Source organism: Siminovitchia sp. FSL W7-1587 (assembly GCF_037963795.1).
Lineage (GTDB): Bacteria > Bacillota > Bacilli > Bacillales > Bacillaceae_C > Siminovitchia > Siminovitchia thermophila.
Genome location: NZ_CP150169.1, coordinates 363893 through 390206, shown reverse-complemented (window position 1 = coordinate 390206; position 26314 = coordinate 363893). Strand labels below are relative to the sequence as shown.

Below are 26314 nucleotides of genomic sequence, written 5' to 3'. Positions count from 1 at the left end.
GGTATAGCTTAATAATTGCCTTTAAATTCGGTCCCGTGAGGCTGAGAAGGAACGTGTATATAATGGGCAGCTCGTTTGTCGTGCCCGTTTAAGGAGAAATTGCACCCTCTCGCCGCATTGGCAAGAGGGTTTTTCTATGTTTATAGAACATGTTCAAACAGCATAGTTTCGAATATCCCATTTCTCCGCTGCAGCAAGGCATGACGTCGTTCGCCGTCGAAGTACTCCTTCTTGTTGAAAAAGACTTTTGAAAGAGGTGTTGTTTATGGCTCCAAAGGCGATTGTTCTTGATGAAAAGGCCATTCAAAGGGCATTGACAAGAATTGCCCATGAGATCATTGAAAGAAATAAAGGAATTGAAGATTGTGTGCTGATCGGGATAAAAACGCGGGGCATTTACTTGGCACAGCGCCTGGCGGAAAGAATCAACCAGATTGAAGGCGTGCAAGTACCTGTCGGGGATCTCGATATTACGTTATACAGAGATGATTTGACGGTTGAAACAGAAAATGCGGAGCCTGAAGTAAGAGGATCCAGTTTGCCGATTGATATTGCCAATCAAAAAGTCATTTTAGTAGATGATGTGTTATATACCGGAAGAACGGTGAGGGCAGCAATGGATGCATTGATTGATATGGGGCGGCCCTCGCAAATCCAGCTCGCCGTCCTCGTGGACAGGGGACACAGGGAATTGCCAATACGTGCTGATTTTATCGGAAAAAATATCCCTACTTCCCGCCAGGAAAAAATCGTTGTGGAACTTTCGGAAACAGATGGCGAGGACAAAGTTACAATCCATTCAATTGAATAATCCCTTTTAAATACAGTCCCGAGAGGCTGGCAAAGGGAGGTTTTATGGAAGCTGAATGTAACAGGCTTCTTTTCGCGAACCCTCTTTGCCGTGTTGGGCAAAAAGGGTTTTTTATTTTGACAGAAAGACAGGTGAATTGTCATGAAACATTTACTTTCAATGTGTGAGCTTTCGAAGGAGGACATATGCGGAATATTGGATATGGCAGACTCCTTCCAACAAGGAAAAACCTGGAGCCCGCCTAAAGAGCTTTTTGCCGTCAATTTGTTTTTTGAACCAAGCACTCGAACCAAAACGAGCTTTGAAATGGCAGAAAGAAAACTTGGACTGGATGTCATCCCGTTTGAAACGGCCCAATCAAGTGTTTTAAAAGGAGAAACATTAGAGGATACAATAAAAACACTGGAAGCGATCGGTGTGGACGTTGTGGTGATCCGGCACAAAGAAGAAAAGTATTATGAAGCGCTGAAAAACAAAGTTGGCACAAGACTTGTCAATGCAGGAGATGGCTGCGGCCAGCATCCGACGCAATCTTTGCTTGATCTTCATACAATCCGTCAGGAATTTGGGGGCTTTTCCGGATTGAATGTGGCGATCATTGGGGATTTAAGCCATTCCAGAGTCGCGAAATCAAACAGTGAAGCATTGTCCGCCCTCGGTGCAAATGTATTTTTCTCAGGACCGCGCGAATGGTTTTATGGCAATGCAGAGCAGTATATCGATATAGACCATGCAATGGAAATATGTGATGTAGTCATGCTGTTAAGAATTCAGCATGAGCGTCATGAAAACATGTTCCATTTGAGCGCTGAAGAATATCACGAGTTGTATGGCTTAACCCTTAAAAGGGAAAGGCGGATGAAGAAGGGTAGCATTATTATGCACCCAGGTCCTGTTAACAGAGGAGTTGAAATAGCGGACGGTCTTGTCGAATGCAACAGGTCAAGAATTTTTAAACAGATGCAAAACGGTGTGTATACACGAATGGCCGTACTGCGGACTGTATTGGAACAATAAAAGGAGGATGGGCATGAACTGGCTGATAAAAGACGTAAAAATGCTTAATGATTTGGGAGAATTGAAGGATGTGGACGTCCGCATTCAGGATGGCATGATTGCCGAAGTGGGTTCTGATTTGGAAAGTGACGGAGAAGAAGAGTTTGCCGCGGAAGGGCTGCTTATATCGCCAGGATTTGTGGATCTCCACATCCATCTTCGGGAGCCCGGTGGCGAAGAAAAGGAAACAATTGAGACTGGAACAAAAGCAGCAGCCAAAGGCGGATTTACAACGGTAGCTTCCATGCCGAATACGAATCCAGTACCTGACAATGAAGAGCAAATGAGATGGCTCATGCAACGCATCGAAGAAAAGGCGCATGTGAATGTTTTACCCTATGGCGCCATCACGGCTGGTTTAAAGGGAGAGGAACTGAATGATTTCGAGGCGCTAAAACAGGCGGGCGCATTTGCCTTTACCGATGATGGAGTGGGTATTCAATCGGCTGGAATGATGTATGAAGCCATGAAAAAAGCTGCCGCTATAGAGATGCCAATCGTAGCCCATTGTGAAGATAATTCACTTATTTACGGGGGAGCGGTTCACGAAGGAACCTTTTCAAAGCAATCAGGGATTCCCGGGATTCCTTCCATCTGCGAATCTGTCCAGATTGCCAGAGATGTGTTGCTGGCGGAAGCGGCTAACTGTCACTACCACGTTTGCCATATTAGTACGAAAGAATCTGTCCGTACTGTCCGGGATGCCAAGCGCGCTGGCATAAAGGTGACAGCTGAGGTATCTCCGCACCATCTGCTTTTATGTGATGAAGACATAAAAGGCGATGATGCCCATTATAAAATGAATCCGCCGCTTAGAAGCAAAGAGGATCGAGAAGCTTTAATAGAGGGCTTGCTTGATGGGACAATTGATTTCATCGCAACGGATCATGCTCCCCATACTGCGGCAGAGAAAGCGAGAGGGATGAAGGCGGCTCCGTTTGGAATCGTCGGTTTGGAAACCGCATTTCCATTGCTCTACACGCACTTTGTCAAACAAGGACTATGCACATTAAAACAGTTGATCGATTGGATGAGCGTTGCCCCTTCGAAAACTTTCAATTTGAAAAGTGGAACGCTGGAAACGGGCAAACCGGCCGACATCACGCTGATCGACTTGGAAAAAGAACAGAAAATTGATCCGGCAACGTTTGCTTCAAAAGGAAAAAACACTCCATTTGCAGGTTGGAGCTGCCAGGGCTGGCCTGTTGCAACATTTGTAAGTGGAAAGCTCACATGGGCGAAAGGACGTGATTGTGAATGAAACGGCAGCTTATTTTAGAAGATGGGACAACATTTATTGGCAAGGCGTTCGGAAGTGAAAAAGAGACATCCGGAGAAGTCATATTCAATACGAGTATGACGGGATACCAAGAAATCATTACAGACCCTTCCAACTACGGGCAAATCGTTGCTTTCAGCTTTCCTCTTATTGGAAACTATGGCATCAACCGCGACGATTTTGAGACGATACAGCCGGTCGTCAAAGCGGTTATCGTAAAGGAAGCCGCCGAACAGCCGTCAAATTGGAGAAGCGGCATGTCGATCCACGAATTTTTGAAATTAAAAGATATCCCTGGGATCTCCGGAATCGACACAAGGAAACTCATTCGCAAAATCCGGGCAAACGGACCGATGAAAGGCATCATTTGCGGTTTCGGAGAAAAAGTCGAAACTCACTTGTCGAGGCTGCAAGCGATGGAAACATTGGTTGACCAAGTGAAGCAAGTATCAACCGTTAAACCGTATCCAGTACCGGGACGGGGACATAAAGTCGTTGTCATGGATCTTGGTCTCAAACATGGAATTTTGCGTGAGTTGACGAAAAGAGGCTGCGATGTAACCGTTGTTCCATATCACACGAATGCCAGTGATATTCTTTCATTGCACCCTGACGGAGTACTGCTCTCCAATGGTCCTGGTGATCCGCTTCATGTTCAAAAATTGGCGGATACAGTCCGGGTGATCCAACAGGAGATTCCGATATTAGGCGTCGGTTTGGGACATCAGCTTTTTGCTCTGGCAAACGGCTGCCAAACGAAAAAAATGACCATCGGCCATCGGGGTTCCAGCTATCCAGTAAAAGATTTGGAAACGGGCAAAGTCCTTTTTACTTCGCAAAACCACGGTTACGAAGTTGTGAAAGAAACGGTTGATGAAAATACCCTTTCTGTGACTCATGAAGAAATCAACAGCGAGTCTGTGGAAGGACTGGCCCATAAACAGTTTCCGGCATTTTCCGTTCAATTTAATCCGGAAGCATCCCCGGGGTCAGAAGATGCGAAATATGTTTTCGATCAATTTTTAGCCATTATGGAGACCAACAAACGAAAGGTTGATGGGCATGCCAAAACGAACTGATATTGAAAGCATCTTGGTGGTTGGGTCAGGACCAATTGTCATCGGGCAGGCGGCAGAATTTGACTACGCCGGGACCCAAGCTTGTCTTGCTTTGAAAGAAGAAGGCTATAGAGTCATCCTGATTAACTCAAATCCGGCCACAATCATGACAGACTCTGAAATCGCAGATGCCGTTTATATTGAACCGCTGACAATCGAATTTGTCAGCCGGATTATTAGAAAAGAAAGACCAGACGCCATCTTGCCGACACTTGGCGGCCAAACAGGATTGAATATCGCAAAGCAGTTAGCGGAAGCAGGTGTGTTGGAAGAATGCGGTGTTGAGATTCTTGGCACAAAGTTGTCAGCCATCGAACAAGCTGAAGACAGAGAGCTTTTTAAGAAACTAATGAATGACTTGAATGAACCGGTTCCTGAAAGTGACATCGTCCATTCCATCGAGGAAGCTGAGACTTTTACAGAGGAAGTAGGATTTCCAGTCATTGTTCGCCCGGCTTATACATTGGGGGGAACCGGCGGGGGGATTTGCCATAATAGAGAAGAGCTTATTTCCATCGTATCGAGCGGTTTAAAAAACAGCCCCGTCAACCAATGTCTCCTGGAAAAAAGCATTGCTGGTTTTAAAGAAATCGAATTTGAAGTAATGCGGGACTCTAATGATCAGGCGATTGTTGTCTGCCATATGGAAAATGTTGATCCGGTCGGCATCCATACCGGTGATTCCATTGTCGTTGCCCCCTGTCAAACATTAAGCGACAGGGAAGTACAGTTGTTAAGGAACACTTCATTAAAGCTGATCCGCGCCTTGGAAATTGAGGGCGGCTGTAACGTCCAACTCGCCCTGGATCCAAATAGCTACGAATATTATATTATTGAGGTGAATCCGCGTGTCAGCCGTTCTTCTGCTTTAGCCTCAAAAGCAACCGGATTTCCGATTGCGAAACTCGCGGCAAAAATAGCTGCGGGCTATACGCTCGATGAGCTGATGAATCCGGTAACGGGGAAAACGTATGCCTGTTTTGAGCCTGCCATTGATTATGTCGTGACAAAAATACCGAGATGGCCATTTGATAAATTCGAGTCAGCCAATCGGTTGCTTGGTACGCAAATGAAAGCGACGGGCGAAGTGATGGCGATCGGTCGGACATTTGAGGAATCACTGTTAAAAGCTGTTCGTTCGCTGGAAATCAGCTTCTACCACTTGGAACACGAGGAGGCAGGCGGTTACGAAGAGGATACATTTAAGTCAGAAATACAAAACGCCACGGACGAGCGCTTGTTTATCATAGCTGAAGCTTTAAGAAGAGGCATTTCCATTGAAACCATTCATGAATGGAGCCGGATTGACTTCTTTTTCCTTCATAAACTGAACAACATCATCCAACTTGAAGGAGAACTGCAAAAGGAAGCATTTTCTGTTGAATGGGCCAGACGTGCCAAAGAGATGGGATTTTCGGATTTTACAATAGGAAAACGATGGAACTGCACTGAAAAAGAGGTGTATGAGTGGCGGAAAGAGAACGGCATTATACCAGTCTATAAGAAAGTGGACACGTGTGCAGGGGAATTTGAATCAGAGACGCCTTATTTTTATGGCACATACGAGGAAGAAAATGAATCAGTTCAATCGACAAAAGAAAGTGTCATTGTCCTAGGATCTGGTCCGATCCGGATCGGGCAGGGAATCGAGTTTGACTATGCGACAGTACACAGCGTTTGGGCGATTCAGGAAGCCGGATACGAAGCTATCATTATCAACAACAATCCCGAAACAGTTTCAACCGACTTTAGCATTTCTGACAAACTGTATTTTGAACCGCTGACAATCGAAGATGTGATGCACATTATTGATTTGGAGCAGCCAATCGGAGTTGTTGTGCAGTTCGGTGGCCAAACAGCGATCAACCTCGCCGGCAGTCTTGCCGAACGTGGCGTAAACATTCTCGGAACGTCACTTGAAAGCCTTGATCGGGCGGAAGACAGGGATAAATTTGAGCATGCGCTTGCTGAATTAAATATCCCGCAGCCTAAAGGAAAAACAGCATTTTCCGTGGAGGAAGCGGTAAAAATTGCAACAGATATCGGCTATCCGGTCCTTGTCCGCCCCTCGTATGTACTCGGCGGCCGGGCAATGGAAATTGTGTATGAAGAAAAAGAACTGCTTCACTACATGGAACACGCAGTGAAAATTAATCCGGAACATCCGGTGCTTGTTGACAGATATTTAACGGGAAAAGAAATTGAAGTAGATGCCATTTCCGATGGCGAAAATGTATTTATCCCCGGAATCATGGAGCATATAGAGCGGGCCGGAGTCCACTCGGGAGACTCAATCGCTGTCTACCCACCGCAGCATATCAGCCGGGAGATGATGGATAAAATTGTCGATTATACGATTCGATTGGGCAAAGGCCTTGGAATTGTAGGGCTGTTGAATATTCAATACGTTGTATCGAATAATGAGCTTTATGTTATCGAAGTGAATCCGCGCTCCAGCCGTACGGTTCCGTTTTTGAGTAAAATAACAGGTGTGCCAATGGCGAATATTGCTTCCAAAGTGATTCTTGGCGAAAGCCTGGCTTCTCTTGGTTATGGAACAGGACTGCATGAAGAGATAGATGGGGTGTATGTAAAGGTTCCGGTCTTTTCATTCGCCAAACTACGAAGAGTGGATATCAACCTTGGACCTGAAATGAAGTCCACCGGTGAAGTCATGGGGATAGATAGGACAATGGAAAAGGCGCTTTATAAAGGTCTTGTCGCTTCCGGTATTCAAATTAAAACGCACGGAGCCGTACTGATCACTGTTGCGGACAAAGATAAAGAGGAAGCAGCGGAGCTCGCTAAGAGGTTTGCAGCGATCGGCTATCAAATATTGGCTACAAGAGGAACAGCACAGTTTTTGACGAATTTCGGAGTAAAAGTGCAGCCGGTTGATAAAATTGGTTCAGAAGGTCCCAACCTGCTGGATGTCATCCGCCAAGGCAATGCCCAACTTGTCATTAATACAATGACAAGAGGAAAGCAGCCCCGCCGTGATGGATTTAGAATCCGCAGGGAATCAGTGGAAAATGAAATACCTTGCTTAACGTCCCTTGATACGGCAAAAGCGATCCTTGATGTATTGGAATCAATGGTATTTTCTTCAGAACCGATGACTGGCGGCAAAAAGGTGGTTAACTAATGGCAAACGTGCTTAGTAAAGAAAACAGGCCAATTATTGCCCTTGATTTTCCGGGAAAAGATGAGGCGGTAGACTTTTTACGCCTTTTTCCCGGGGAAGAACTTTTCGTAAAAGTGGGCATGGAGCTGTATTATCAAACGGGAGCAGATTTTATCAAAGAATTAAAAAGAGCCGGACATTCCGTTTTTCTTGATTTGAAGCTTCATGATATTCCCAATACGGTGTACCGTGCCATGAAAGTATTGGCGAAGCTGGATATTGACATGGTGAACGTACATGCTGCCGGCGGGAGCAAAATGATGGAAGCAGCAGTGCACGGTCTGGAAGATGGGAGCGGCACCGGGCGCTCCCGCCCGGCAATCATTGCTGTGACTCAATTAACGAGTACGAGCGAAGAACAAATGAAAACCGAGCAATTAGTTGACCGGCCTTTGCAGAAATCGGTCTTGCATTATGCGCTACTCGCCAAAAGAGCGGGTCTTGACGGAGTTGTCTGTTCTGCCCATGAGGCAGGCCTCATTGCCGATGAAGCGGGATCTTCATTTTTGCGGGTAACACCGGGTATACGCCCTGAGGGACATGCAACTGACGATCAAAAAAGGGTTGTAACCCCTAAAGAAGCAAGAAAAATAGGGGCATCCTTGATTGTTGTTGGCAGGCCGATTACCCGTGCCGATCAACCCCGGTCGGCCTATCAAAAAGTCTTGAAAGAATGGGAGATGGGAAGATGAACAGCTCTATAGCCGAGCACTTGCTGAATATCGGGGCGGTATTTTTACGTCCGAATGATCCATTTACGTGGTCGTCGGGGTTGAAATCACCCATTTATTGCGATAACAGGATGACGATGTCCTACCCGGAGGTAAGAAAAGAAATAGCGGCAGGACTGGCCGCGTTAATCAGAACCCATTTTCCGCAAGTGGAGATGATCGTCGGCACGGCAACGGCCGGTATACCACATGCCGCATGGGTAAGCGATTTGCTGGATCTGCCGATGTGTTATGTGCGTTCCAAGGCAAAAGTGCACGGAAAAGGCAACCAAATTGAAGGAAAAGTGGAAAAGGGCCAACATGTCGTTGTTGTCGAAGATCTGATTTCCACAGGCGGCAGTGTTCTAACTGCTGTAGAGGCCCTGCGGGAAGCCGGATGCACTGTTCTCGGAACGGTCAGCATTTTTTCATACGAGCTTGAAAAAGGGAAGCGTCAATTAGAAGAGGCTGGGGTAAAAGCGGTATCGCTTGCAGGCTATTCGGACTTGATTCAAACTGCTTTTGAGCAAAAAAGGATTTCCGAAGAAGACTTGAATGCCTTAAAAAAATGGAGGGAAAATCCCGAGGAATGGGCAAAAAGAATGTAAAGCAAAGGGGCTGTCCAATTTGGATGCCCTCCTTTTTTTGTGCTCAGAGGGGAAAGTTTCCGGGATGTGAAGCAAAAGTCGCAGTTCGTTTAACTTTAGATCAATAATGTGCGTTTCGAGGCGGAATAGGAACCCGACTACATATAGGCTAGGTATAATTGGCTGAGATTACCAAATCGATAGTTTTATAAGTAAAGTAGAAGAAAAGACTGCGCGTTTGGCATGAAGTAAAGGGATGGTTAGTCCATCTGTTCGGTGATGTGGCAGCTAAACAGAAAGAAGTCAGCAGAGGCTGTAGTTTCCAACCAACCAGCTTCAAAGAAAAACACCTTTTGTTGAATTCGGCTTGCCGCTTCCAATCTTTTTGAAGCGTTAACCCAAAAGAGACCGCTCTATGCGGCTGAATATTTTTAAAATCATACACTTCCCTCTGGTGAAAGTCTGGGATAAATTTGTCGAATTTTGAGTTAATCATTTTACAGAAAATTATGTTAAAATATTGACATCTTTCTTCACTCAAGTTACTATGGTCTCTACATGTCAAATTGGTATTTCGCTGAATCCCGATTTGACTTTTGGGAGGTGAGCTTGTGCTAAAGATTAAACATGAAAAAAATGCTACCGAAGATCGCATCTGGTACGTGAAAAAAATCTAGTGTTGTTTGACTTTTCAATGGCGATATTTCTAGAAATATCGCCACCCTTTTAAGTATTAACCTTTTAGGAGGCTGAAATGATGAAAAAGCCCGGCATTAAAAGTGAGTACATCTGTATACTACAGGGGAACATTCTTAGTATAGGTCGTGGAACAGATAAATTTAAAATTGAAGATGTAAATGATGAAATCATTAATTTTATTGAAATGTTAGACGGAGAACATACATACGAAGATATTTGTAATAAATTTCCGCTGGGAAAAAATGGCTACAACAATTAGATGAGTTTGATTTGTTAAGAGATTTTGATGTACCTAAAACACCTATTGATCCGTATTTGCTTAAGAGGTGGGATCGCCAAATTAATTATTTTGCATTGTTCGAAAGGGAAGGTTTTAACGCTAGAAAGGCACAGGAAAAACTTAAAAATTCAACTGTAGCTGTAGTAGGAATTGGAGCAGGTGGTTCCTCGCTTATCAGCCTTTTATCCGCCGCAGGAATTGGAAACATAGTTGGGGTGGATTTCGATACAGTAGAAGAAGTTAATCTTCCATCACAAATATTTTTTAAAGAAAGCGATATTGGCGATCTTAAAGTGAAAGCAATTAAAAAGCATATAACCTCCTTTAACTCGAGTGTTAATTGTGAATTTTATAATAAGCGTGTTGAGTCAACAGAAGATGTATATGAAATTATAAAAGGTGCAGATTTTGTTTTTGATGCCATCGACGAACCTCTATACTATTCTGCACTTTGGGTAACAAGAGCTTGTTTAAAAGCAAATATTCCATATGTAAGCATTGGTTCTAGTGATAAAGCTTCTCGTGTAGGCCCTATGGTCATTCCAGGAAAAACACCTTGTTATGAATGTTTAGGTTTATTGCCTATCGATAAGTTTTTTTATGAACATAAATACGACGCTGCTATCATGGGTGCAAATGTATTAATGGTTGCATCCATTGCTGTTCATGAAATGATTAAATTATTAACAGGATTTGCAACTCCTTCTGTTTTAGGCAAAACGCTTCATATTAATACTGAAAAAATGGCATTTGATTATATTGAACATGCCATTAAACCTGATTGTATCTGTCATTCTCTTATCACTTATGAGCATGCTTAAGGGTGGTATCTGATGAAGGAAAAACTGAATAAGGTTTACTCAAAAAAAGAAATATTTCGCCAGTGGTTTCCATTGGCACTTAGTACAAGTATTCTTTTTATTGAAGTTCCTATCATGTTATTTTTTATATCAAGAATGGAAGATCCCAGTAAAAACATCATCGCTTTTAGTATGGGGCTGGGTTTTATATTTATTTTGAATAGCACTGTGCAGTACTTGACATCTGTCAGCGCAAAATTGTCTAGTAACCAACCTTCATTTTTTCGTCTTTTAAGGTTCTCTCTCATTTACAGTACTTGTTTAGTAGTGTGTGGATGGTTATTCCTGACTACTCCTATTTTCGATTGGTTTTTTGAAAAGGTTCTCTCTATAAATGACTCTCATACAATGGAACTTATTAAACAAGGATGTTTAGTCTTAAGCTTTTCTCCTTTAGCAGTTGCGTGGAGAAGGGTATATCAAGGCCGCTGGATTAAACGGGAAGCTACTGAAGTCATTACTTTGAGTACTTTATTTCGGCTTTTTTCAGGAATAACGATTGCTGCTTTTTTTTATCTATTCCATTCAGTTGATGGTGTAATGGTTGGCGCTTATGCTTTGGTCATTAGCGCATTTGTTGAAGCGATTGTAGTGACAGTCTGGAGAAAGCAAACGAAGAGAAATATCCCTGCTACTGGAGATATCGTCAGTATTTCAATGATATGGAAGTCACATTCCCCCCTTGCTATTACAGGGTTTTTACTTACTTTGGATACACCTATTTTTTTGATAGGGATAAGCAACGCGCCAAATCTTGCGGAGGAGTCTTTAGTGGTATGGCAAATTGTTCTTAGTTTTATTTATATGATCGGTGGAGTTGCTCTTGAGTTGCAGAACATAACCATTAATCTAAGTAATAACGTTCAGTCTATCATCCATTTGCGGAACTTCAGCTTACTATTAGGGATCAGCTTAAGTGCTATTTTATTAACTGTCGTCGTTACCCCACTAGGTGAACTTTATTATATAAAATTGATGGGATTACAGGAGGAGTATTTTTATCTGGCTAACGTCTCAACAGCCATTATGTTGATCACTCCTATTTTTTTCTCGATTCAAAGTAACTTGCGCGGAAGATTAATTTGCTTAGAAAAAGAAAAGTATGTGGAACGTTCAATGTATATTAATATCATTGTCATGACACTGGTGCTGCTTTTTCTTAATATGGGCTCCTCCCTTCCTGGCGCAATGATAGCTGCCATATCGCTTGTTTCGGCCATGTTAATAGAAACGGCAACCCTTTATGGAGTGTTGAAATGGATATCACACAAAGAAAATGAAGATGGAAAAAAGGAGAAGACTGGATAACCCATAAAAAAAGTGTTGCCATTATTTAACTTTTGTTAGACACAATACCGCTTGCTACATTTGGTGTCCAATTCTCCTTGAATATTCAACCTTGAATTTTTTTATCTGAAATGGATCATTCGAATACCTTTTTCCTCCCATCCTCAGGCCTGCTCTTACTCCTGATATAATGTTTTTCACCGTCCATTTCATTTTCCCATCCGCATTGAAACAAACCGCTTGGCTCCTCCGTGGCAATATAAACTTCCAGTAAGTCCTATTTCAAGCAATCGAGGTAAAACGAGAATGGTAACAGGGGTCAACTGCCAGTAAACGCCTGATTGGTTCGGATCAAGTAAAAACTTCGGCAACGAGACATCTCCCGCACAAAAAAGCCCTCTTCTTTTTCAAGATGCCGATCCCAAGGCATTGTGAAGTACAGGATGTACGGCGCGATCTTAGCCTTTGTTCTCCATCCTATTAGCGGACTAATGTAGTTTTTATAAAACAGATTGATCACTTGGAACAAAATTCGATTGTTTAAAATAAAGATTGAGAATTGATAATAAAGATTGATTAAAAATCCATTTTTAATCCAGGATTTTCCTTATTTAACAATCGACCCATTATCTTGATTAAGTGATATGATTCAATTAGATCAATTTTGTTTAGGGGGCGACATTATGGCTAAAATATCAAAGGCATACTTCGGACTTATTGCGGGTGTCCTCACAGGAATTATAGTTGTGAGTATGCTTCGGAACGGAGAAATAAATTGGGTAGTAACCGGGACTACATTTTCCCTTTCTGTATTAGCGTTCTTTGCTATATTGATTACTCGTTTGGGAATCCAAAATAGACATTAAATAAATGAAAATCACTTTAAGGGGATGTCTTTTTGGAAAGGAAAGTGAAAAAAGATTTCAGGTTATATCTGGGTTTGTTGCAGGGGTATTTCTTGTGTTAATAATACCTTTTTTCTTTAAAATTTTTAGTGAAGCATTGTTTCAGAATCGGGCGCTATTCTTGAATAACAAAGGTGGAAAACGATCAAACTTTTTTATCCCGCATGTAAGGTGCCAATACACTACTTCAAGACCTGAGTAGATACAAAAGGTCTAAGTGGAGAAAACGGCACCTACATGCCTGGTTCGTTCAACTAACATTCAGTAGGCGAGGGAAGAAAACGCCTCCTGAATGAAGTTTCACTTAATGAAAATGGAACAGTTCACCCTTTTAGAGATTCGGATGGTGTTGGACTTTTCATTTAGATTCGCATTGCTTTGACTTGTTCCTCGTCAGGAGTGACATAGAGCGTTTCTTGATGATCGTAAATGACAAATCCCGGTTTGGCTCCTTTTGGTTTGTGAACATGGCGGACCTTTGTATAGTCAACCGGTACGGAAGACGAATGTTTTGCTTTGCTGAAATACGCGGCTAGCATGGCAGCTTCAAGCAGCGTTTGTTCAGAAGGCTCTTTGCTTCTTATGACTACATGTGAACCGGGAATATCTTTCGTATGCAGCCATATGTCATCACGGCGGGCCAGTTTATTCGTCAAATAATCGTTTTGCTTATTGTTCTTTCCGACAAGTATGTCCGTTTGGTCACTTGATCTATATTTCTCAATAAGCGGTTTAGCATCGCTTTTTTTCTTGAAGCCGCGTTTGGCTTTTCGTCTGATATAGCCGCCTTCAATGAGCTCTTCCCTGATTTCTTCAATATCTTTTACGGATGCTGATTCGAGTTGTTGGAGCAGAACGTCGAAATATCGTATTTCTTCCATGGCCAGTTCCATCTGCTCTTTGACCGCCTGAATGGAATTTTTCGCTTTTTGATATTTTTTGAAATAGTTCTGGGCGTTTTCGGCCGGGCTTTTTCTGGGGTCCAATGGGATGGTTAATTTTCCACCGTTTTCATCATAATAATTGATCACTTCAATCTCTTTCATGCCTTTTTTTACAGCATGCATGTTTGCTGTCAGCAATTCTCCCAACAGTTGAAGCTCGTCGGCTTTCTCGGCTTTTTCCAAAGTGGCCTCAAGCTTAATAAGCTTTTTTTCATTTTTTTCTTTCTCGTTTTTCATCAGTCGTTCCAAATCAAGCGTTTGCTGTCTGACACGATCCCGTTCTGCTTTTCCAAAGTAAAAATGGTCAAGCATTTCACTTAAACTGGTAAAAGACTTATGCTTATCCCCAATATGTTTGAGGGGAAACAAATAAAAGTCGCTTTTATGTTCAGTTACTGTCAACGAATAATCATATTGATGCAGCTTTAGTTTTTCCATTATGTTTAGGAACACCGGAGGCAGCGTTTTGGGGTTCACCAATCCCGCTCGGAATACAATTTCCTTTGCGGCAACAGGTGAAATGCCCGCAAACCGCTGGACAATTTGTTTGTCGATTTTGCCGGCGTTAAAGTCAATATGCTTCAATATATCCAATTTGTCCGCTTTAAATGGGTCTTCTTTTTCCTGGGGAGGCGGATAAACATAAGTTGAGCCGGGCAATATCGTTCGATAGCTGTTCAATGATGAAGGGATGTGTTTGATGCTGTCAATTATTTTTTGAGTGTCCTTGTTTACAAGAATGATATTGCTGTGCCTGCCCATGATTTCGATCTTCAACTGCTTGATCGTCTCATCCCCAAGATCGTTTCTTCCTTTCATTTCTATGACAATGATCCTCTCAAGGCCCGGCTGGTAAACACTTTGGACGGTGGCGCGTTCCAAATGTTTTCTGAGTATCATGCAAAACATCGGGGGTTCTTCCGGGTTGACCGTTGTTTCTTCCGTTATTTGAACCCGGGAATAATTGGGATGCGCGGAAACGAGTAGCTTTACATTTTTTCCCTTATTGCGGATAATGATCATAACTTCATTTTTGTAAGGTTGGTAAATTTTGTGGACTCTTCCACCCGTAAGTGCTTCATCCAGTTCTTTTGCCATTGCACGTGTAAATAAGCCGTCAAAAGCCATATAAAACATTCCTTTGCTTAAAATAAATTTCCCGTAGGAAAAATTATATCATGAAAGCCTTTCTTTCTGAATAAGCATGGAGTGATAAGGACAACTACTACTTCTTTTGAAGGGAAGGCGGGTGTTGCTTGTTGAAATTCCATCAAATGAAACTAGAAGAAGTGGAACAAACACTTCATACGAATATAACGCATGGTTTGACTCGTAAAGCTGTTCATAAAAAACGGGAGAAGTTCGGCTGGAATGAATTGTCCGAGGGGGAGCGGCCGTCGGCTATCCTGCTCTTTTTTAACCAATTTAAAGATTTTATGGTGCTTGTTCTTCTGGCAGCTACGCTTATTTCCGGACTCCTCGGTGAATACCTAGATGCGGTGGCCATCATGGTCATTGTTTTAATAAACGGTTTCTTAGGCTTTTTACAGGAAAATAAAGCAGAAAAGTCCCTGCAGGCGTTAAAAAATTTATCGGCTCCGCAAGTTACTGTGTTGCGGGATGGCGAATGGCAAAAGATCAATTCGAAAGAAGTTGTTCCCGGGGATATTATCAAATTTGCAAGCGGTGACCGGATTGGCGCTGATATGCGGATTATTGCCGCAAATAATTTGGAGATTGAGGAATCTGCTTTAACTGGTGAATCCATCCCTGCTCCGAAATTTACAGAACCCATTGCTGAAACGAATCCTCCGCTAGGGGATTTGGCGAACATGGCATTTAAGGGAACGTTGGTTACTCGCGGAAATGGGGTAGGGGTTGTGACCGCTATTGGAATGTCCACAGTGATGGGCAATATAGCCGGAATGATCCAGACAGCCGAATCCGTTATGACGCCTTTGCAAAGAAGGTTGGATCAACTCGGAAAAATATTGATTTCTGTGGCACTTGTTTTGACAGTACTTGTCGTCATTACGGGAATCATCCATGGCCACGATGTTTATACGATGTTCTTGGCGGGAGTTTCCTTGGCTGTGGCGGCTATTCCCGAAGGTTTGCCGGCCATCGTTACGATCGCATTATCTCTTGGCGTGCAGCGGATGATACGAAAAAATGCGATTGTTCGCAAGCTGCCGGCTGTTGAAACACTTGGGTGCGCATCTATTATTTGTTCGGACAAGACCGGAACGATGACCCAAAACAAAATGACTGTGACAAAAATTTGGAATGGTGGAAAAGACTGGGATGTAACGGGAACCGGATATCATCTTGAGGGCGATTTTTTTTATCAGGATCATAAGGTGGACGTGCTGAAGGAAAAAACACTTCAACAATTGCTCATTTTTGGAGCCTTATGCAATAACGCCTCCGTTTCTGTTACTGGTAATGAAGTCGAGTTGGATGGAGACCCGACGGAAGGCGCCTTATTGATTGCTGCCTTGAAAGCGGGATATGAAAAACAGACGCTATTAAATGAATTTACAGTTGAAAAAGAATATCCGTTTGATTCTGAACGAAAAATGATGAGTGTGCTTGTCAAGGATCGCTCCGGCCGCCGTTTGATTATTTCCAAAGGGGCACCGGATGTGCTCATTACGAAATGCCAAAGGGCTTTATGGGGCGAAACCGTAAAACCGATTAATGATTTCATTCGAAAAGAGGTAGACGGGGCGGTCGAGGAGCTTGCTGTCCAAGCATTGAGGACGATTGCCGTCGGTTGCAAAGAACTCCACTCCCCAGACATTCCGCAAACGGCTCAAGAGGCCGAAAGCGGCCTGACGTTTATCGGGTTATTCGGAATGATCGATCCGCCGCGTCCCGAAGTGAAAGCCGCCGTTGAAGAGTGTCGCCAGGCCGGAATTAAAACCATCATGATTACCGGCGATCACGTCGTTACCGCCCGGGCCATTGCCAAACAATTGGGGATACTGGAAACAGGAAAGGAAAGCAGAAACGTGATGGACGGACAAATGCTGGACGATATGTCCGTTCAGGAGCTGGAAGGAACCGTTGAGGATGTTGGGGTGTTTGCCCGGGTATCTCCAGAACATAAATTGAAGATTGTCAAGGCATTGCAAAACAGAGGCCATGTTGTCGCCATGACCGGTGACGGGGTAAACGACGCGCCCGCGATCAAAGCGGCTGATATCGGAATTGCCATGGGAATTACTGGAACAGACGTGTCAAAAGAAGCATCTTCTTTAATTTTACTTGACGATAACTTTGCCACCATCAAGGCCGCCATCAAGGAAGGGCGGAACATTTATGAAAACATTCGTAAATTCATCCGTTATTTACTGGCTTCAAATGTAGGGGAAATTCTTGTGATGTTATTCGCGATGCTCTTGTACCTGCCGCTTCCGTTGGTCCCCATTCAAATTTTATGGGTCAATCTTGTAACTGATGGATTGCCGGCCATGGCTCTTGGGTTGGACCAGCCTGAAGAAAATGTGATGCACAGAAAACCGCGGCATCCAAAGGAAGGTGTCTTTGCCCGCAAGCTAGGGTGGAAAATTGTTTCCCGCGGATTTTTGATCGGCATCGTTTCGTTAATTGCTTTTATCATCGTCTACAGACGGGATCCTTCTGATCTTTCCTATGCCCAGACGATTGCTTTTACTACCCTTGTACTGTCCCAGCTTATACATGTTTTTGATTGCCGAAGCGAAATATCCGTTTTTTCAAGAAATCCGTTTGAAAACAAGTACTTGGTTTGGGCTGTCATTTCCTCGGCATTGCTGACTGTGGCGGTTATTTATATCCCGGTACTCCAGCCGATTTTTCATACTGTCCCCATTTTACCTTTGGACTGGTTGTTGGTATTGGGTCTCAGTTGTTTCCCGACTTTCTTATTGGCAGGTTCATTGTTTTCAAGAAAAAACAAATAATGTTATGATATAATCGATGAAGGTAATAGGATGAAGCTATTACCTTTCTTATTGTGTATGAAGCGACCGGGAGTGACTGTGAATGGCTGCAAGCATGACGGGATTTGGACGAAGCATAAAACAAACGGAAAATTTGAGCATTCAAGTAGAAATAAAAACGGTTAACCACCGTTTTTTGGAATATAGCATCAAATTACCCCAAGCTTTCGCCTACGCTGATATGGAAATAAGAAAATGCTTAAACAAATACATAAAGCGGGGCCGGGTAGAGGTTCATGCAACGTTTTCTGGCACATGGAATGCGGCAAAGGAATTGCATATTGACTGGAATCTTTTAGACAGTTATTATCAGTTTATACAGCAGGCCAGCGAAAGGTATCAATTGCCTTCAGACCTGTCGGTTACGGATGTATTACATATTGATGAAGCAGTAGTTGTCAGCGAAGGCAGGCGAGATGTCGACGATCTTGTTACTGTCCTGATGGAGGCTGTTGAAGAAGCCGCAGATAAACTTCTGGAAATGCGGATAAGGGAAGGAGAAAACTTGCTTTCCGATCTGGCAAACCACATTTCTTCGTTACATCTCCTCGTAGAAAAGGCAAAGATGCAGGCTCCAAAAGCAGAAATGGCTTATCGGAAAAAACTTGAAAAGAAATTGAAAGATGTGGCTGGCGACATGTTAGATGACACAAGAATCGCAACGGAGGCGGCTGTTTTTGCCGATAAATCCGATATAAGTGAAGAGCTGGCCAGGCTTGCAAGCCATATCGCACAGTTTACAGAAACAATGAACTCCAAGGGACCCGTCGGTCGGAAACTCGATTTCATTATCCAAGAAATGAACAGGGAAGCGAATACAATTGGTTCAAAAGGAAGCGATTCTGACATTTCGTCGCTTGTAGTGGAAATGAAAGTGTTGATCGAAAAGCTACGGGAGCAAGTGCAAAATTTGGAGTAAATAACGGTTGTAAAAGCAAACAACCGTCAATACTGGGAGGAGCAGCATGCCGGTACAGTTATTAAACATAGGGTTTGGAAATATTGTTTCCGCCAATCGAATTATTTCCATTGTCAGTCCTGAATCTGCCCCTATCAAAAGGATGATTCAGGATGCACGGGAACGTGCCACGCTCATTGACGCCACTTATGGGAGAAGAACGCGGGCCGTCATCATAATGGACAGTGATCATATTATTCTGTCAGCGGTGCAGCCTGAAACGGTTGCGCAACGGTTAGTATCGAATGGCCAGGAAGAGGGGTAGGAAACGGACATATGAAAGAGAAAGGTATTCTGATTGTATTATCAGGCCCATCCGGAGTGGGCAAAGGAACGGTGAGAAAGGCTGTATTCTCCCGTCCGGACGCAACATTTGCATATTCAATTTCCATGACAACACGCAAGCCGCGCGAAGGGGAAGTTGATGGGGTCGATTATTTTTTCAAGTCAAGGGAAGAGTTCGAGCGGCTGATCAAGGAAGGGAAACTTCTCGAGTATGCCGAATACGTCGGTAATTATTACGGAACTCCCATTGATTATGTAAAAGAAACACTTGCTTCCGGAAAAGATGTTTTTTTAGAGATTGAGGTACAAGGAGCAAAGCAGGTTCGGGAAAAGTTTCCAGATGGACTTTTTATTTTTCTCATGCCACCCAGCCTTGACGAGCTGAAAAAAAGAATTGTCGGCCGGGGCACTGAGTCCATTGAGCTCATTCATAATCGGATGGAAGCGGCCAAGAAAGAAATTGAATTAACAAGCATGTACGATTATATTGTGGAAAATGACGATGTCGAACGCGCAGTTGATAAAATTAATGCCATTGTGCAGGCGGAACATTGCCGCAGCGAACGTGTCATCGACAAATACATAAAAATGCTGGAGGTGGAATAACATGCTATATCCTTCTATTGATAAGTTAATGGAAGTGATTGACTCCAAATATTCACTCGTTTCCATTGCCGCAAAAAGAGCCCGTGATCTGAAGGATCATAACAAGCCTCTTTTGGAAAAATACGTTTCCCATAAATATGTCGGCAAGGCATTGGAAGAAATAAATGAAGGTGTCCTCAAAGTCAAGGTCGAAGACAACGCGCTAGCCGAATAGGGAAAATAATCAACCTGTCCGCCAGGATAGGTTGTTTTTTCTTTTCTATAACACGATTATCATTCATAATAGAAGAAAATAAGAAAAGTGTACAATAAAGGAGATATATGTCGTGAATAAAAAAAAAATCTTGCTTTGTATTTCTGGGGGAATCGCAGTATACAAAGCGGCGGATTTAACGAGCAAGCTTGTTCAATCAGGCTTTGAAGTGAAAGTGATCATGACCGCCTCCGCAGTAAAGTTTGTTACACCGCTGACATTTCAGGCTCTTTCGAGAAATGAAGTCCATATAGATACCTTTGCCGAAAATGACCCATCTGTTATTGCCCACATTGATCTGGCGGGTTGGGCAGATTTGGTGTTGGTCGTTCCGGCTACGGCCAATATGATCGGGAAATTGGCGAACGGCATCGCAGATGACATGATCTCCACGACTCTTTTGGCCACGACTGCGCCCGTATGGATTGCTCCCGCCATGAATGTCCATATGTATAACCACCCATCCGTGAAAAAAAATATCGAAACCCTTTTGGAATATGGTGTCCGTATGATTGAGCCGGGATCGGGGTATTTGGCATGCGGATATGTGGGGAAGGGCAGATTGGAAAGCCCGGCCGTTATTTTGGAAAAAGTGGAGGAGTTTTTTGCGCCCAAGCAAGCGGTATTACAAAATCAAACTGTCCTTGTCACGGCAGGACCCACAAAAGAAAAGCTTGATCCAGTCCGTTACTTTACAAACAGATCAAGCGGAAAAATGGGTTATGCATTGGCGGAGCAGGCTGCTTTGCTCGGGGCAAACGTCATTTTAATATCTGGAACGGATCGTCTTCCGATCCCGCAAGATGTTACGTGGATACATGTTGAAAGTGCAGAGGACATGTATAAAGAAGTGATGAAACATTCCGTTGGAGCCGATATCATCATAAAGAGCGCCGCCGTGGCTGATTACCGGCCGAAGCAGATGTTTGACTCCAAAATAAAGAAATCAGCAGACCGAATCATGATCGAGATGGAAAAAACGACAGATATCCTTTATGAACTCGGAAAAAGAAAGAAGGATCAATTTTTGGTAGGTTTTGCTGCTGAAACAAATCATGTTGAAGAATATGCGAGAGAAAAGCTTACAAGAAAAAACGCCGATATGATTGTTGCCAACAATGTCACCCTTGAAGGAGCCGGATTTGAAGGGAATACCAACATCGTAACGATCTATCATAAGGATGGTTCCGCGAAGGAGTTACCAATAATGAGCAAAGCGGATATTGCCAAAGAAATTCTAATGGAGATCGCTTCACAAATGGGGGAATGGCAAACATGACAATTGCCCGGGTCATTGTTGATGTTCCCGCAATTGGAACAGATAAAGAGTTTGATTACGCCATACCTGAAAAATGGCGGGAAATGATTCAGCCGGGAATGCGTGTTGCCGTGCCATTTGGCCCCCGGATTATTCAAGGGTTTGTCATTGGGTTGAAAGATACGACAGATGTTCCACGTTTAAAATCCATCAGTAAGCCATTGGATATGACGCCCGTTTTAAATAAGGAGCTTCTGAGATTAGGAGAGTGGATTGCCGAACAAACGTTGTCTTTTAAGATCACTTCCTTCCATGCAATGCTTCCAGCCGCCATGAAAGCAAAGTATAAAAAAGTCATCCGGAAAACGGATCATATGAAACTGATTTCTTTAGACGACTTATTTGGCGGAAAGCAGGAAATAGACTGGAAGGAGGCAGAAAAACGAAATCTGCTCCCTGATCTTCACAAAGAGATCAATAAAGGCAATGCCGAAGTCATTTATCTTGTAAAGGACCGGGCGAAAACGAAAAAAATGAAAATAGTGCAGCCGGCAGTGCCACATCATGAGCTGAGAGTGGCTGCCGATGAGCTTCCAAAGAATGCAGTGAACCAAATAAAGCTGCTGCAATATATTCATGCTGCACAAGAGGAATCATTTGAGGCGGGGGATTTGGCCGCCCGCGCGGAAGTGCCCCGGCAAACGATTGCGGCACTTGTCAAAAAGGGAATTTTATCTGAAACAGAAGAAGACGTATATCGGGACCCATATAAGCACAAACATTTTCAGCGGACGACCCCGTTGCCGCTCACTGCCCAACAGCAAGAGGCCATTCGCCCGATATTGGAAACGATTGAAACAAATATCCACCAAACGTTCATGCTTTTCGGTGTAACAGGCAGCGGCAAGACAGAAGTCTATTTACAGTCCATTCATGAAGTGATCAAAAAAGGGGAAGAGGCGATTGTCCTTGTACCAGAAATTGCACTTACCCCGCAAATGGTAGAAAGATTTAAAGGACGATTTGGAAGTGATGTGGCTGTCCTGCACAGTCGGCTTTCCATTGGCGAACAGTATGACGAGTGGCGCAAAATCCAAAAAAAGGAAGTCAAAGTCGTTGTCGGAGCGCGTTCAGCCGTGTTTGCCCCTTTCGAAAACTTGGGAATCATTATTATAGATGAAGAACATGAAACGAGCTATAAGCAGGAAGAAACACCGCGCTATCATGCCCGGGACGTTGCCATTGAAAGGGCAAAATATCATCAGTGCCCAGTCGTTCTTGGCAGCGCCACACCTTCACTCGAGTCGTTTGCCAGGGCTCAAAAAGGAGTTTACCAACTGTTGACATTGTCTAAAAGGATGAATGAAAAACAGTTACCTTCGGTAGCAATTGTGGATATGCGGGAGGAAATGAGAAGCGGCAACCGGTCGATGTTTTCCAAAGAGCTTTTTGAAAAACTCAAAGACAGGCTTGCCAAACGGGAACAAACGGTTTTATTTTTGAATCGCCGCGGTCATTCTACGTTTTTAATGTGCCGCGATTGCGGATTTGTCATGCAATGCCCGCACTGCGACATTACGCTGACATTTCACCGCTATTCCAATGAAATGAAGTGCCATTATTGCGGGTTTCAAACGGAGGCGCCGCAAACCTGCCCGGACTGCGCAAGTTCGCATATCCGTTATTTTGGTACCGGAACACAAAAAGTGGAAGAAGAGCTTTCTAAATTGCTTCCAGAGGCCAGGGTGATCAGGATGGACGTGGACACAACTGGACGAAAAGGTGCCCACGAACGGCTATTAGACCATTTTCAGGCGGGACGAGCGGATATTTTGCTTGGAACACAAATGATTGCCAAAGGGCTAGATTTTCCCAATATTACCCTTGTTGGCGTATTAAGTGCCGATACGATGCTTCATTTGCCGGATTTTCGCGCTGCCGAAAAAACGTTCCAGCTTCTGACGCAAGTGAGCGGGAGAGCAGGAAGACATGAATTATCTGGAGAAGTGGTCATTCAAACATATTCACCTGAACATTACAGCATCCAGCTTGCGGGGAAGCAGGATTACGATCGTTTTTACAGGCAGGAAATGGCCATGAGAAAACTTGGCTCATATCCTCCTTTTTACTATCTGGCATTAATCACGGTTCAACACGAAGACTTAATGAAAGTCATTTCCGTTACCGAAAAAATATCCAACTATATGAAAGCAAGAATATCGCAAGATGCCATTTTATTGGGGCCTGTCGCATCCCCCATCCCCAGAATCAATGATAGATATCGTTATCAATGTTTGATAAAATACAAGCGGGAACCGAACCTTTTTCCAGCATTGAAGAAAGTGCTTGAACATTATCAAACGAAACTTTCAAAAGAGGGATTATCCATCTCCATCGATGTTAATCCTTATATGATGATATAACTGACAGAAATGAGGAACTCATAGTGGCTATTCTACCCATCGTATGTCATCCAAACGAAATGTTGGAGAAGAGCTGTGAACGTGTCACTCTTTTTGACGAAGCTCTTGGATCACTGTTGAATGATATGTATGAAACAATGATCGCCGCTGATGGAGTTGGGCTAGCCGCTCCGCAAATAGGCGTTGGTCAACAAATTGCAATCGTGGACATTGGTGAGGAATATGGTGATGAGTATATTGAACTGATTAATCCTGTCATCGTACAGGCAAGTGGTTCAGAAACTGATATAGAGGGCTGTTTGAGCATGCCCGGTTTATATGGAAAGGTCCCACGCCATCGCATTGTCGTTGTAAAAGCAATGGATCGGCATGGACAAGTATTTTCCATAAAAGCCGAAGGCTTTTTAGCCAGGGCTCTGCAGCATGAAATTGATCATTTGCAAGGCATTTTGTTTACAACAAAAGTCACTGAATATGTAACGGAATCTGAATTGGCGACATTGGAAGGGAGCGAACTGAATGACTAAGGTGATATTTATGGGAACGCCCGATTTTGCCGTCCCCATTTTAAGAACGTTGATCGAGGATGGGTATGATGTGGCCGCAGTCGTTACCCAGCCGGACAGGCCGGTTGGCAGGAAAAGGATATTGACGCCGCCGCCTGTAAAAAAAGAAGCGGAAAAGTGGAATATTCCCGTCTACCAGCCTGAGAAAATCAGTGAAGCAGCAGAAACGGACAAAATCCTGGAGCTTTCCCCGGACTTGATCGTCACGGCTGCTTTTGGGCAACTGTTGCCAAGCCCCATTTTGGATGCTCCTAAACACGGCTGCATAAATGTCCATGCTTCCTTGTTGCCTGAGCTTCGGGGCGGGGCGCCGATTCACCACGCCATCATGCGCGGGATGGCCAAAACAGGGATCACGATCATGTATATGGTTGAAAAACTCGATGCCGGAGATATTATCAGTCAAGTGGAAGTTCCCATTACCGAACAAGATGACGTCGGTTCCTTGCATGACAAGCTGAGTGAAGCAGGGGCAACCCTTTTGTCGACAACACTTCCGAAGCTTCTCGCCGGTGAACTAAATCCCCGTCCCCAGGAAGAATCACAAGCAACTTATGCTTTCAACATCACCCGTGAACAAGAACAAATTGACTGGTCTTCTTCCGGAGAAGACATATACAATCATATTCGCGGTTTATGCCCTTGGCCGGTTGCCTATACAACTTTCGACGGTGACATTTTAAAAATTTGGCAAGCGCAAAAAAAGCATATCGAAGCAAAAAAGAAGCCGGGAACGATTGTCCAGGTTGAAAAAGACGGTTTTCTAGTATCCACGGGAAACAATACAGGCATCAAAATATTGGAATTGCAGCCTGCGGGGAAGAAAAAAATGTCAGCGTCCCAATATTTAAGAGGAGCAGGGGCTTCCATCAAAGAAGGCGATCTTTTAGGAGAATAAAACATGAAAAAGCCACCGAAAAACGTTCGCGAAGTTGCATTGGACATATTAGAAGCAGTGGAAAAACAAAGGTCATACAGCAATCTTCTGCTGAACAGCTTCATTAAAAAATATCAATTAAAAGGGCCTGATACGGCTTTGCTGACAGAAATGGTCTACGGAACAATCCAAAGAAAGATGACCCTTGATTATTATTTGGAGCCGTTTATTAAAAAGAAATTGGAGAACTGGGTTCGCAATTTGTTGCGGCTTTCCGTATATCAAATGGTTTATTTGGATAAAATTCCTGATCGGGCTGTTATTCACGAAGCAGTAGAAATAGCCAAAAAACGTGGCCATCGAGGTATTGCCGGGCTTGTGAACGGTGTATTAAGGTCCATTCAGAGAAACGGTATACCATCCCTGGATTCTATCTCAGATCCCGCACAACGCCTGGCGATTGCGACTAGCCACCCACAGTGGCTGGTCGAGCGGTGGATCACTCAGTATGGACTTGAAAAAACGCAAGACATGTGTGAAAAGAATTTGCAGGCTCCTGTTCAAACAGCGAGGGTAAACGTGTTAAAAACGTCAAGGGAACACTTGCTTGAATTACTGGAAGAAGAAGGCCTTATTGCAGAGCCGAGCCCCATTATTCCCATTTCTGTTCGAGCTGTCAAGGGCAACTTGGCGCATTCGAAATATTATGAGAAGGGATATTTTACCATTCAGGATGAAAGCTCCATGCTGGCCGCCTACGCGCTCAACCTTTCTCCCCGTCAAAAGGTGCTTGATGCTTGCGCGGCTCCCGGGGGCAAAGCGGCTCATATTGCCGAGATGCTGGAAAATACAGGGGAAGTCATTGCGCTCGATCTTCACGCCCATAAAGCAAAATTGATTACCGAGCAGGCGAACCGGTTAAGCCTTCAAAACATAACAGTCCAAATACTTGACAGCCGGAAGGTAAACGAGATATTTCCTGAGAAATCCTTTGACAGGGTGCTCGTAGATGCGCCTTGTTCGGGTTTAGGTGTTCTGCGTCGGAAGCCGGACATCAAGTATGCCAAGACGGCGGCAGATATTTATTCCCTGAAAACTGTTCAAGCCGATATATTGAATGCAACAGCAAAGCTTGTGAAAACAGGCGGGGTGCTCGTTTACAGTACATGTACGGTTGATCAGGAAGAAAACGTAAAAGTTGCTGAGAACTTTCTGATTGATCACCCTGACTTTGAACCGTATCCATTACAATTGCCGGAGGCGATATCCGCCTTGGCAAATGGATATTACGTGCAAATCATGCCCCAAGATTTTGACAGTGACGGCTTTTTCATTTCATCATTTAGAAAAAAGGAAGAATAAAAAGTCGTTCCAAATTGACT

Annotated in this window: 22 protein-coding genes; 20 read left to right on the top strand and 2 right to left on the bottom strand. The window is 43.7% G+C overall.

Translation table 11 applies throughout. The annotated features are described in order from the left end of the window. The first annotated feature begins 265 nt into the window (after window positions 1-265). The 10 genes from pyrR (at window position 266) to NST31_RS01795 (ending at window position 11892) form a co-directional block, all read left to right on the top strand. Window positions 266-811 (top strand): bifunctional pyr operon transcriptional regulator/uracil phosphoribosyltransferase PyrR, encoded by a 546-nt coding sequence (gene pyrR / locus NST31_RS01840; RefSeq protein ID WP_077111792.1) that lies wholly within the window; start codon window positions 266-268, stop codon window positions 809-811. A 141-nt stretch (window positions 812-952) separates the two neighbouring features. Continuing rightward, window positions 953-1828: an aspartate carbamoyltransferase catalytic subunit gene (locus NST31_RS01835; protein ID WP_339163565.1), complete on the top strand. Its 876-nt coding sequence runs from the start codon at window positions 953-955 to the stop codon at window positions 1826-1828. A 13-nt stretch (window positions 1829-1841) separates the two neighbouring features. Beyond that, window positions 1842-3128, top strand: coding sequence for a dihydroorotase (locus NST31_RS01830; RefSeq protein ID WP_339163563.1), 1287 nt, complete (start codon window positions 1842-1844; stop codon window positions 3126-3128). Further along, window positions 3125-4225 carry a carbamoyl phosphate synthase small subunit gene (locus tag NST31_RS01825; protein ID WP_339163560.1) on the top strand — a complete coding sequence of 367 codons (1101 nt, stop codon included), beginning with the start codon at window positions 3125-3127 and terminating at the stop codon, window positions 4223-4225. Before NST31_RS01830 ends, NST31_RS01825 begins: the two co-directional genes overlap by 4 nt. Then, entirely contained in the window at window positions 4209-7409 is a 3201-nt protein-coding gene (carB, locus tag NST31_RS01820; RefSeq protein WP_339163557.1) for a carbamoyl-phosphate synthase large subunit, read from the top strand. The genes NST31_RS01825 and carB overlap by 17 nt, the downstream gene beginning before the upstream one ends. Continuing rightward, entirely contained in the window at window positions 7409-8140 is a 732-nt protein-coding gene (gene pyrF, locus NST31_RS01815) for an orotidine-5'-phosphate decarboxylase (RefSeq protein ID WP_077111787.1), read from the top strand. Before carB ends, pyrF begins: the two co-directional genes overlap by 1 nt. Continuing rightward, the gene (gene pyrE / locus NST31_RS01810) at window positions 8137-8766 is read left to right on the top strand and encodes an orotate phosphoribosyltransferase (RefSeq protein ID WP_339163554.1); all 630 of its coding nucleotides are present in this window, start codon (window positions 8137-8139) and stop codon (window positions 8764-8766) included. Before pyrF ends, pyrE begins: the two co-directional genes overlap by 4 nt. 733 nt (window positions 8767-9499) lie before the next feature. After that, window positions 9500-9703 carry a hypothetical protein gene (locus NST31_RS01805; protein ID WP_205179428.1) on the top strand — a complete coding sequence of 68 codons (204 nt, stop codon included), beginning with the start codon at window positions 9500-9502 and terminating at the stop codon, window positions 9701-9703. 11 nt (window positions 9704-9714) lie between these two features. Continuing rightward, window positions 9715-10545, top strand: a complete 831-nt coding sequence (locus NST31_RS01800; RefSeq protein ID WP_077111784.1) for a ThiF family adenylyltransferase — start codon at window positions 9715-9717, stop codon at window positions 10543-10545. A 12-nt stretch (window positions 10546-10557) separates the two neighbouring features. Further along, window positions 10558-11892 (top strand): hypothetical protein, encoded by a 1335-nt coding sequence (locus NST31_RS01795; RefSeq protein WP_077111783.1) that lies wholly within the window; start codon window positions 10558-10560, stop codon window positions 11890-11892. A gap of 188 nt (window positions 11893-12080) precedes the next feature. Here the strand turns inward: NST31_RS01795 and NST31_RS01790 are convergent, their stop codons facing one another. Together NST31_RS01790 and NST31_RS01785 are read right to left on the bottom strand one after the other, a co-directional pair. Then, window positions 12081-12242, bottom strand: a complete 162-nt coding sequence (locus NST31_RS01790) for a hypothetical protein (RefSeq protein WP_205179429.1) — start codon at window positions 12240-12242, stop codon at window positions 12081-12083. A gap of 896 nt (window positions 12243-13138) precedes the next feature. Further along, window positions 13139-14848, bottom strand: coding sequence for an NFACT RNA binding domain-containing protein (locus tag NST31_RS01785; RefSeq protein WP_205179430.1), 1710 nt, complete (start codon window positions 14846-14848; stop codon window positions 13139-13141). 131 nt (window positions 14849-14979) lie between these two features. Here NST31_RS01785 and NST31_RS01780 point away from each other — a divergent pair, with 131 nt between their 5' ends. The 10 genes from NST31_RS01780 to rsmB all read left to right on the top strand — a co-directional run bounded on the left by NST31_RS01780 (window position 14980) and on the right by rsmB (window position 26294). After that, a complete protein-coding gene (locus tag NST31_RS01780) occupies window positions 14980-17667 on the top strand; it encodes a calcium-translocating P-type ATPase, SERCA-type (RefSeq protein ID WP_339165457.1) in 2688 nt (895 codons plus the stop codon). An 82-nt stretch (window positions 17668-17749) separates the two neighbouring features. Continuing rightward, window positions 17750-18625: a YicC/YloC family endoribonuclease gene (locus tag NST31_RS01775; protein WP_077111779.1), complete on the top strand. Its 876-nt coding sequence runs from the start codon at window positions 17750-17752 to the stop codon at window positions 18623-18625. A 46-nt stretch (window positions 18626-18671) separates the two neighbouring features. Then, window positions 18672-18929 (top strand): DUF370 domain-containing protein, encoded by a 258-nt coding sequence (locus tag NST31_RS01770; protein ID WP_077111778.1) that lies wholly within the window; start codon window positions 18672-18674, stop codon window positions 18927-18929. An 11-nt stretch (window positions 18930-18940) separates the two neighbouring features. Beyond that, on the top strand, window positions 18941-19555 hold the full coding sequence (gene gmk, locus NST31_RS01765; RefSeq protein ID WP_339163543.1) for a guanylate kinase: 615 nt from the start codon (window positions 18941-18943) through the stop codon (window positions 19553-19555). A gap of 1 nt (window position 19556) precedes the next feature. Then, window positions 19557-19769 carry a DNA-directed RNA polymerase subunit omega gene (rpoZ, locus tag NST31_RS01760; protein WP_077111776.1) on the top strand — a complete coding sequence of 71 codons (213 nt, stop codon included), beginning with the start codon at window positions 19557-19559 and terminating at the stop codon, window positions 19767-19769. A 112-nt stretch (window positions 19770-19881) separates the two neighbouring features. Beyond that, on the top strand, window positions 19882-21087 hold the full coding sequence (gene coaBC, locus NST31_RS01755; RefSeq protein ID WP_205179434.1) for a bifunctional phosphopantothenoylcysteine decarboxylase/phosphopantothenate--cysteine ligase CoaBC: 1206 nt from the start codon (window positions 19882-19884) through the stop codon (window positions 21085-21087). Next, window positions 21084-23489 (top strand): primosomal protein N', encoded by a 2406-nt coding sequence (gene priA / locus NST31_RS01750; RefSeq protein ID WP_205179436.1) that lies wholly within the window; start codon window positions 21084-21086, stop codon window positions 23487-23489. The genes coaBC and priA overlap by 4 nt, the downstream gene beginning before the upstream one ends. A 23-nt stretch (window positions 23490-23512) precedes the next feature. Further along, on the top strand, window positions 23513-24016 hold the full coding sequence (def, locus tag NST31_RS01745) for a peptide deformylase (protein ID WP_205179438.1): 504 nt from the start codon (window positions 23513-23515) through the stop codon (window positions 24014-24016). Continuing rightward, window positions 24009-24953, top strand: a complete 945-nt coding sequence (gene fmt, locus NST31_RS01740; protein WP_205179440.1) for a methionyl-tRNA formyltransferase — start codon at window positions 24009-24011, stop codon at window positions 24951-24953. The genes def and fmt overlap by 8 nt, the downstream gene beginning before the upstream one ends. Before the next feature lie 3 nt (window positions 24954-24956). Beyond that, window positions 24957-26294: a 16S rRNA (cytosine(967)-C(5))-methyltransferase RsmB gene (gene rsmB / locus NST31_RS01735; protein WP_205179442.1), complete on the top strand. Its 1338-nt coding sequence runs from the start codon at window positions 24957-24959 to the stop codon at window positions 26292-26294. The last annotated feature ends 20 nt before the right edge of the window (window positions 26295-26314 follow it).

What these genes read in the sequence shown, in the direction of transcription:
- NST31_RS01805 (WP_205179428.1), top strand. Translation starts at nt 9,500, where the DNA reads ATGATGAAAAAGCCCGGCATTAAAAGTGAGTACATCTGTATACTACAG.
- NST31_RS01775 (WP_077111779.1), top strand. Translation starts at nt 17,750, where the DNA reads ATGGCTGCAAGCATGACGGGATTTGGACGAAGCATAAAACAAACGGAA.
- pyrR (WP_077111792.1), top strand. Translation starts at nt 266, where the DNA reads ATGGCTCCAAAGGCGATTGTTCTTGATGAAAAGGCCATTCAAAGGGCA.
- rpoZ (WP_077111776.1), top strand. Translation starts at nt 19,557, where the DNA reads ATGCTATATCCTTCTATTGATAAGTTAATGGAAGTGATTGACTCCAAA.
- NST31_RS01825 (WP_339163560.1), top strand. Translation starts at nt 3,125, where the DNA reads ATGAAACGGCAGCTTATTTTAGAAGATGGGACAACATTTATTGGCAAG.
- gmk (WP_339163543.1), top strand. Translation starts at nt 18,941, where the DNA reads ATGAAAGAGAAAGGTATTCTGATTGTATTATCAGGCCCATCCGGAGTG.
- pyrF (WP_077111787.1), top strand. Translation starts at nt 7,409, where the DNA reads ATGGCAAACGTGCTTAGTAAAGAAAACAGGCCAATTATTGCCCTTGAT.
- NST31_RS01830 (WP_339163563.1), top strand. Translation starts at nt 1,842, where the DNA reads ATGAACTGGCTGATAAAAGACGTAAAAATGCTTAATGATTTGGGAGAA.
- priA (WP_205179436.1), top strand. Translation starts at nt 21,084, where the DNA reads ATGACAATTGCCCGGGTCATTGTTGATGTTCCCGCAATTGGAACAGAT.
- NST31_RS01795 (WP_077111783.1), top strand. Translation starts at nt 10,558, where the DNA reads ATGAAGGAAAAACTGAATAAGGTTTACTCAAAAAAAGAAATATTTCGC.
- carB (WP_339163557.1), top strand. Translation starts at nt 4,209, where the DNA reads ATGCCAAAACGAACTGATATTGAAAGCATCTTGGTGGTTGGGTCAGGA.
- NST31_RS01835 (WP_339163565.1), top strand. Translation starts at nt 953, where the DNA reads ATGAAACATTTACTTTCAATGTGTGAGCTTTCGAAGGAGGACATATGC.
- rsmB (WP_205179442.1), top strand. Translation starts at nt 24,957, where the DNA reads ATGAAAAAGCCACCGAAAAACGTTCGCGAAGTTGCATTGGACATATTA.
- NST31_RS01785 (WP_205179430.1), bottom strand. Translation starts at nt 14,848, where the DNA reads ATGGCTTTTGACGGCTTATTTACACGTGCAATGGCAAAAGAACTGGAT.
- fmt (WP_205179440.1), top strand. Translation starts at nt 24,009, where the DNA reads ATGACTAAGGTGATATTTATGGGAACGCCCGATTTTGCCGTCCCCATT.
- NST31_RS01770 (WP_077111778.1), top strand. Translation starts at nt 18,672, where the DNA reads ATGCCGGTACAGTTATTAAACATAGGGTTTGGAAATATTGTTTCCGCC.
- pyrE (WP_339163554.1), top strand. Translation starts at nt 8,137, where the DNA reads ATGAACAGCTCTATAGCCGAGCACTTGCTGAATATCGGGGCGGTATTT.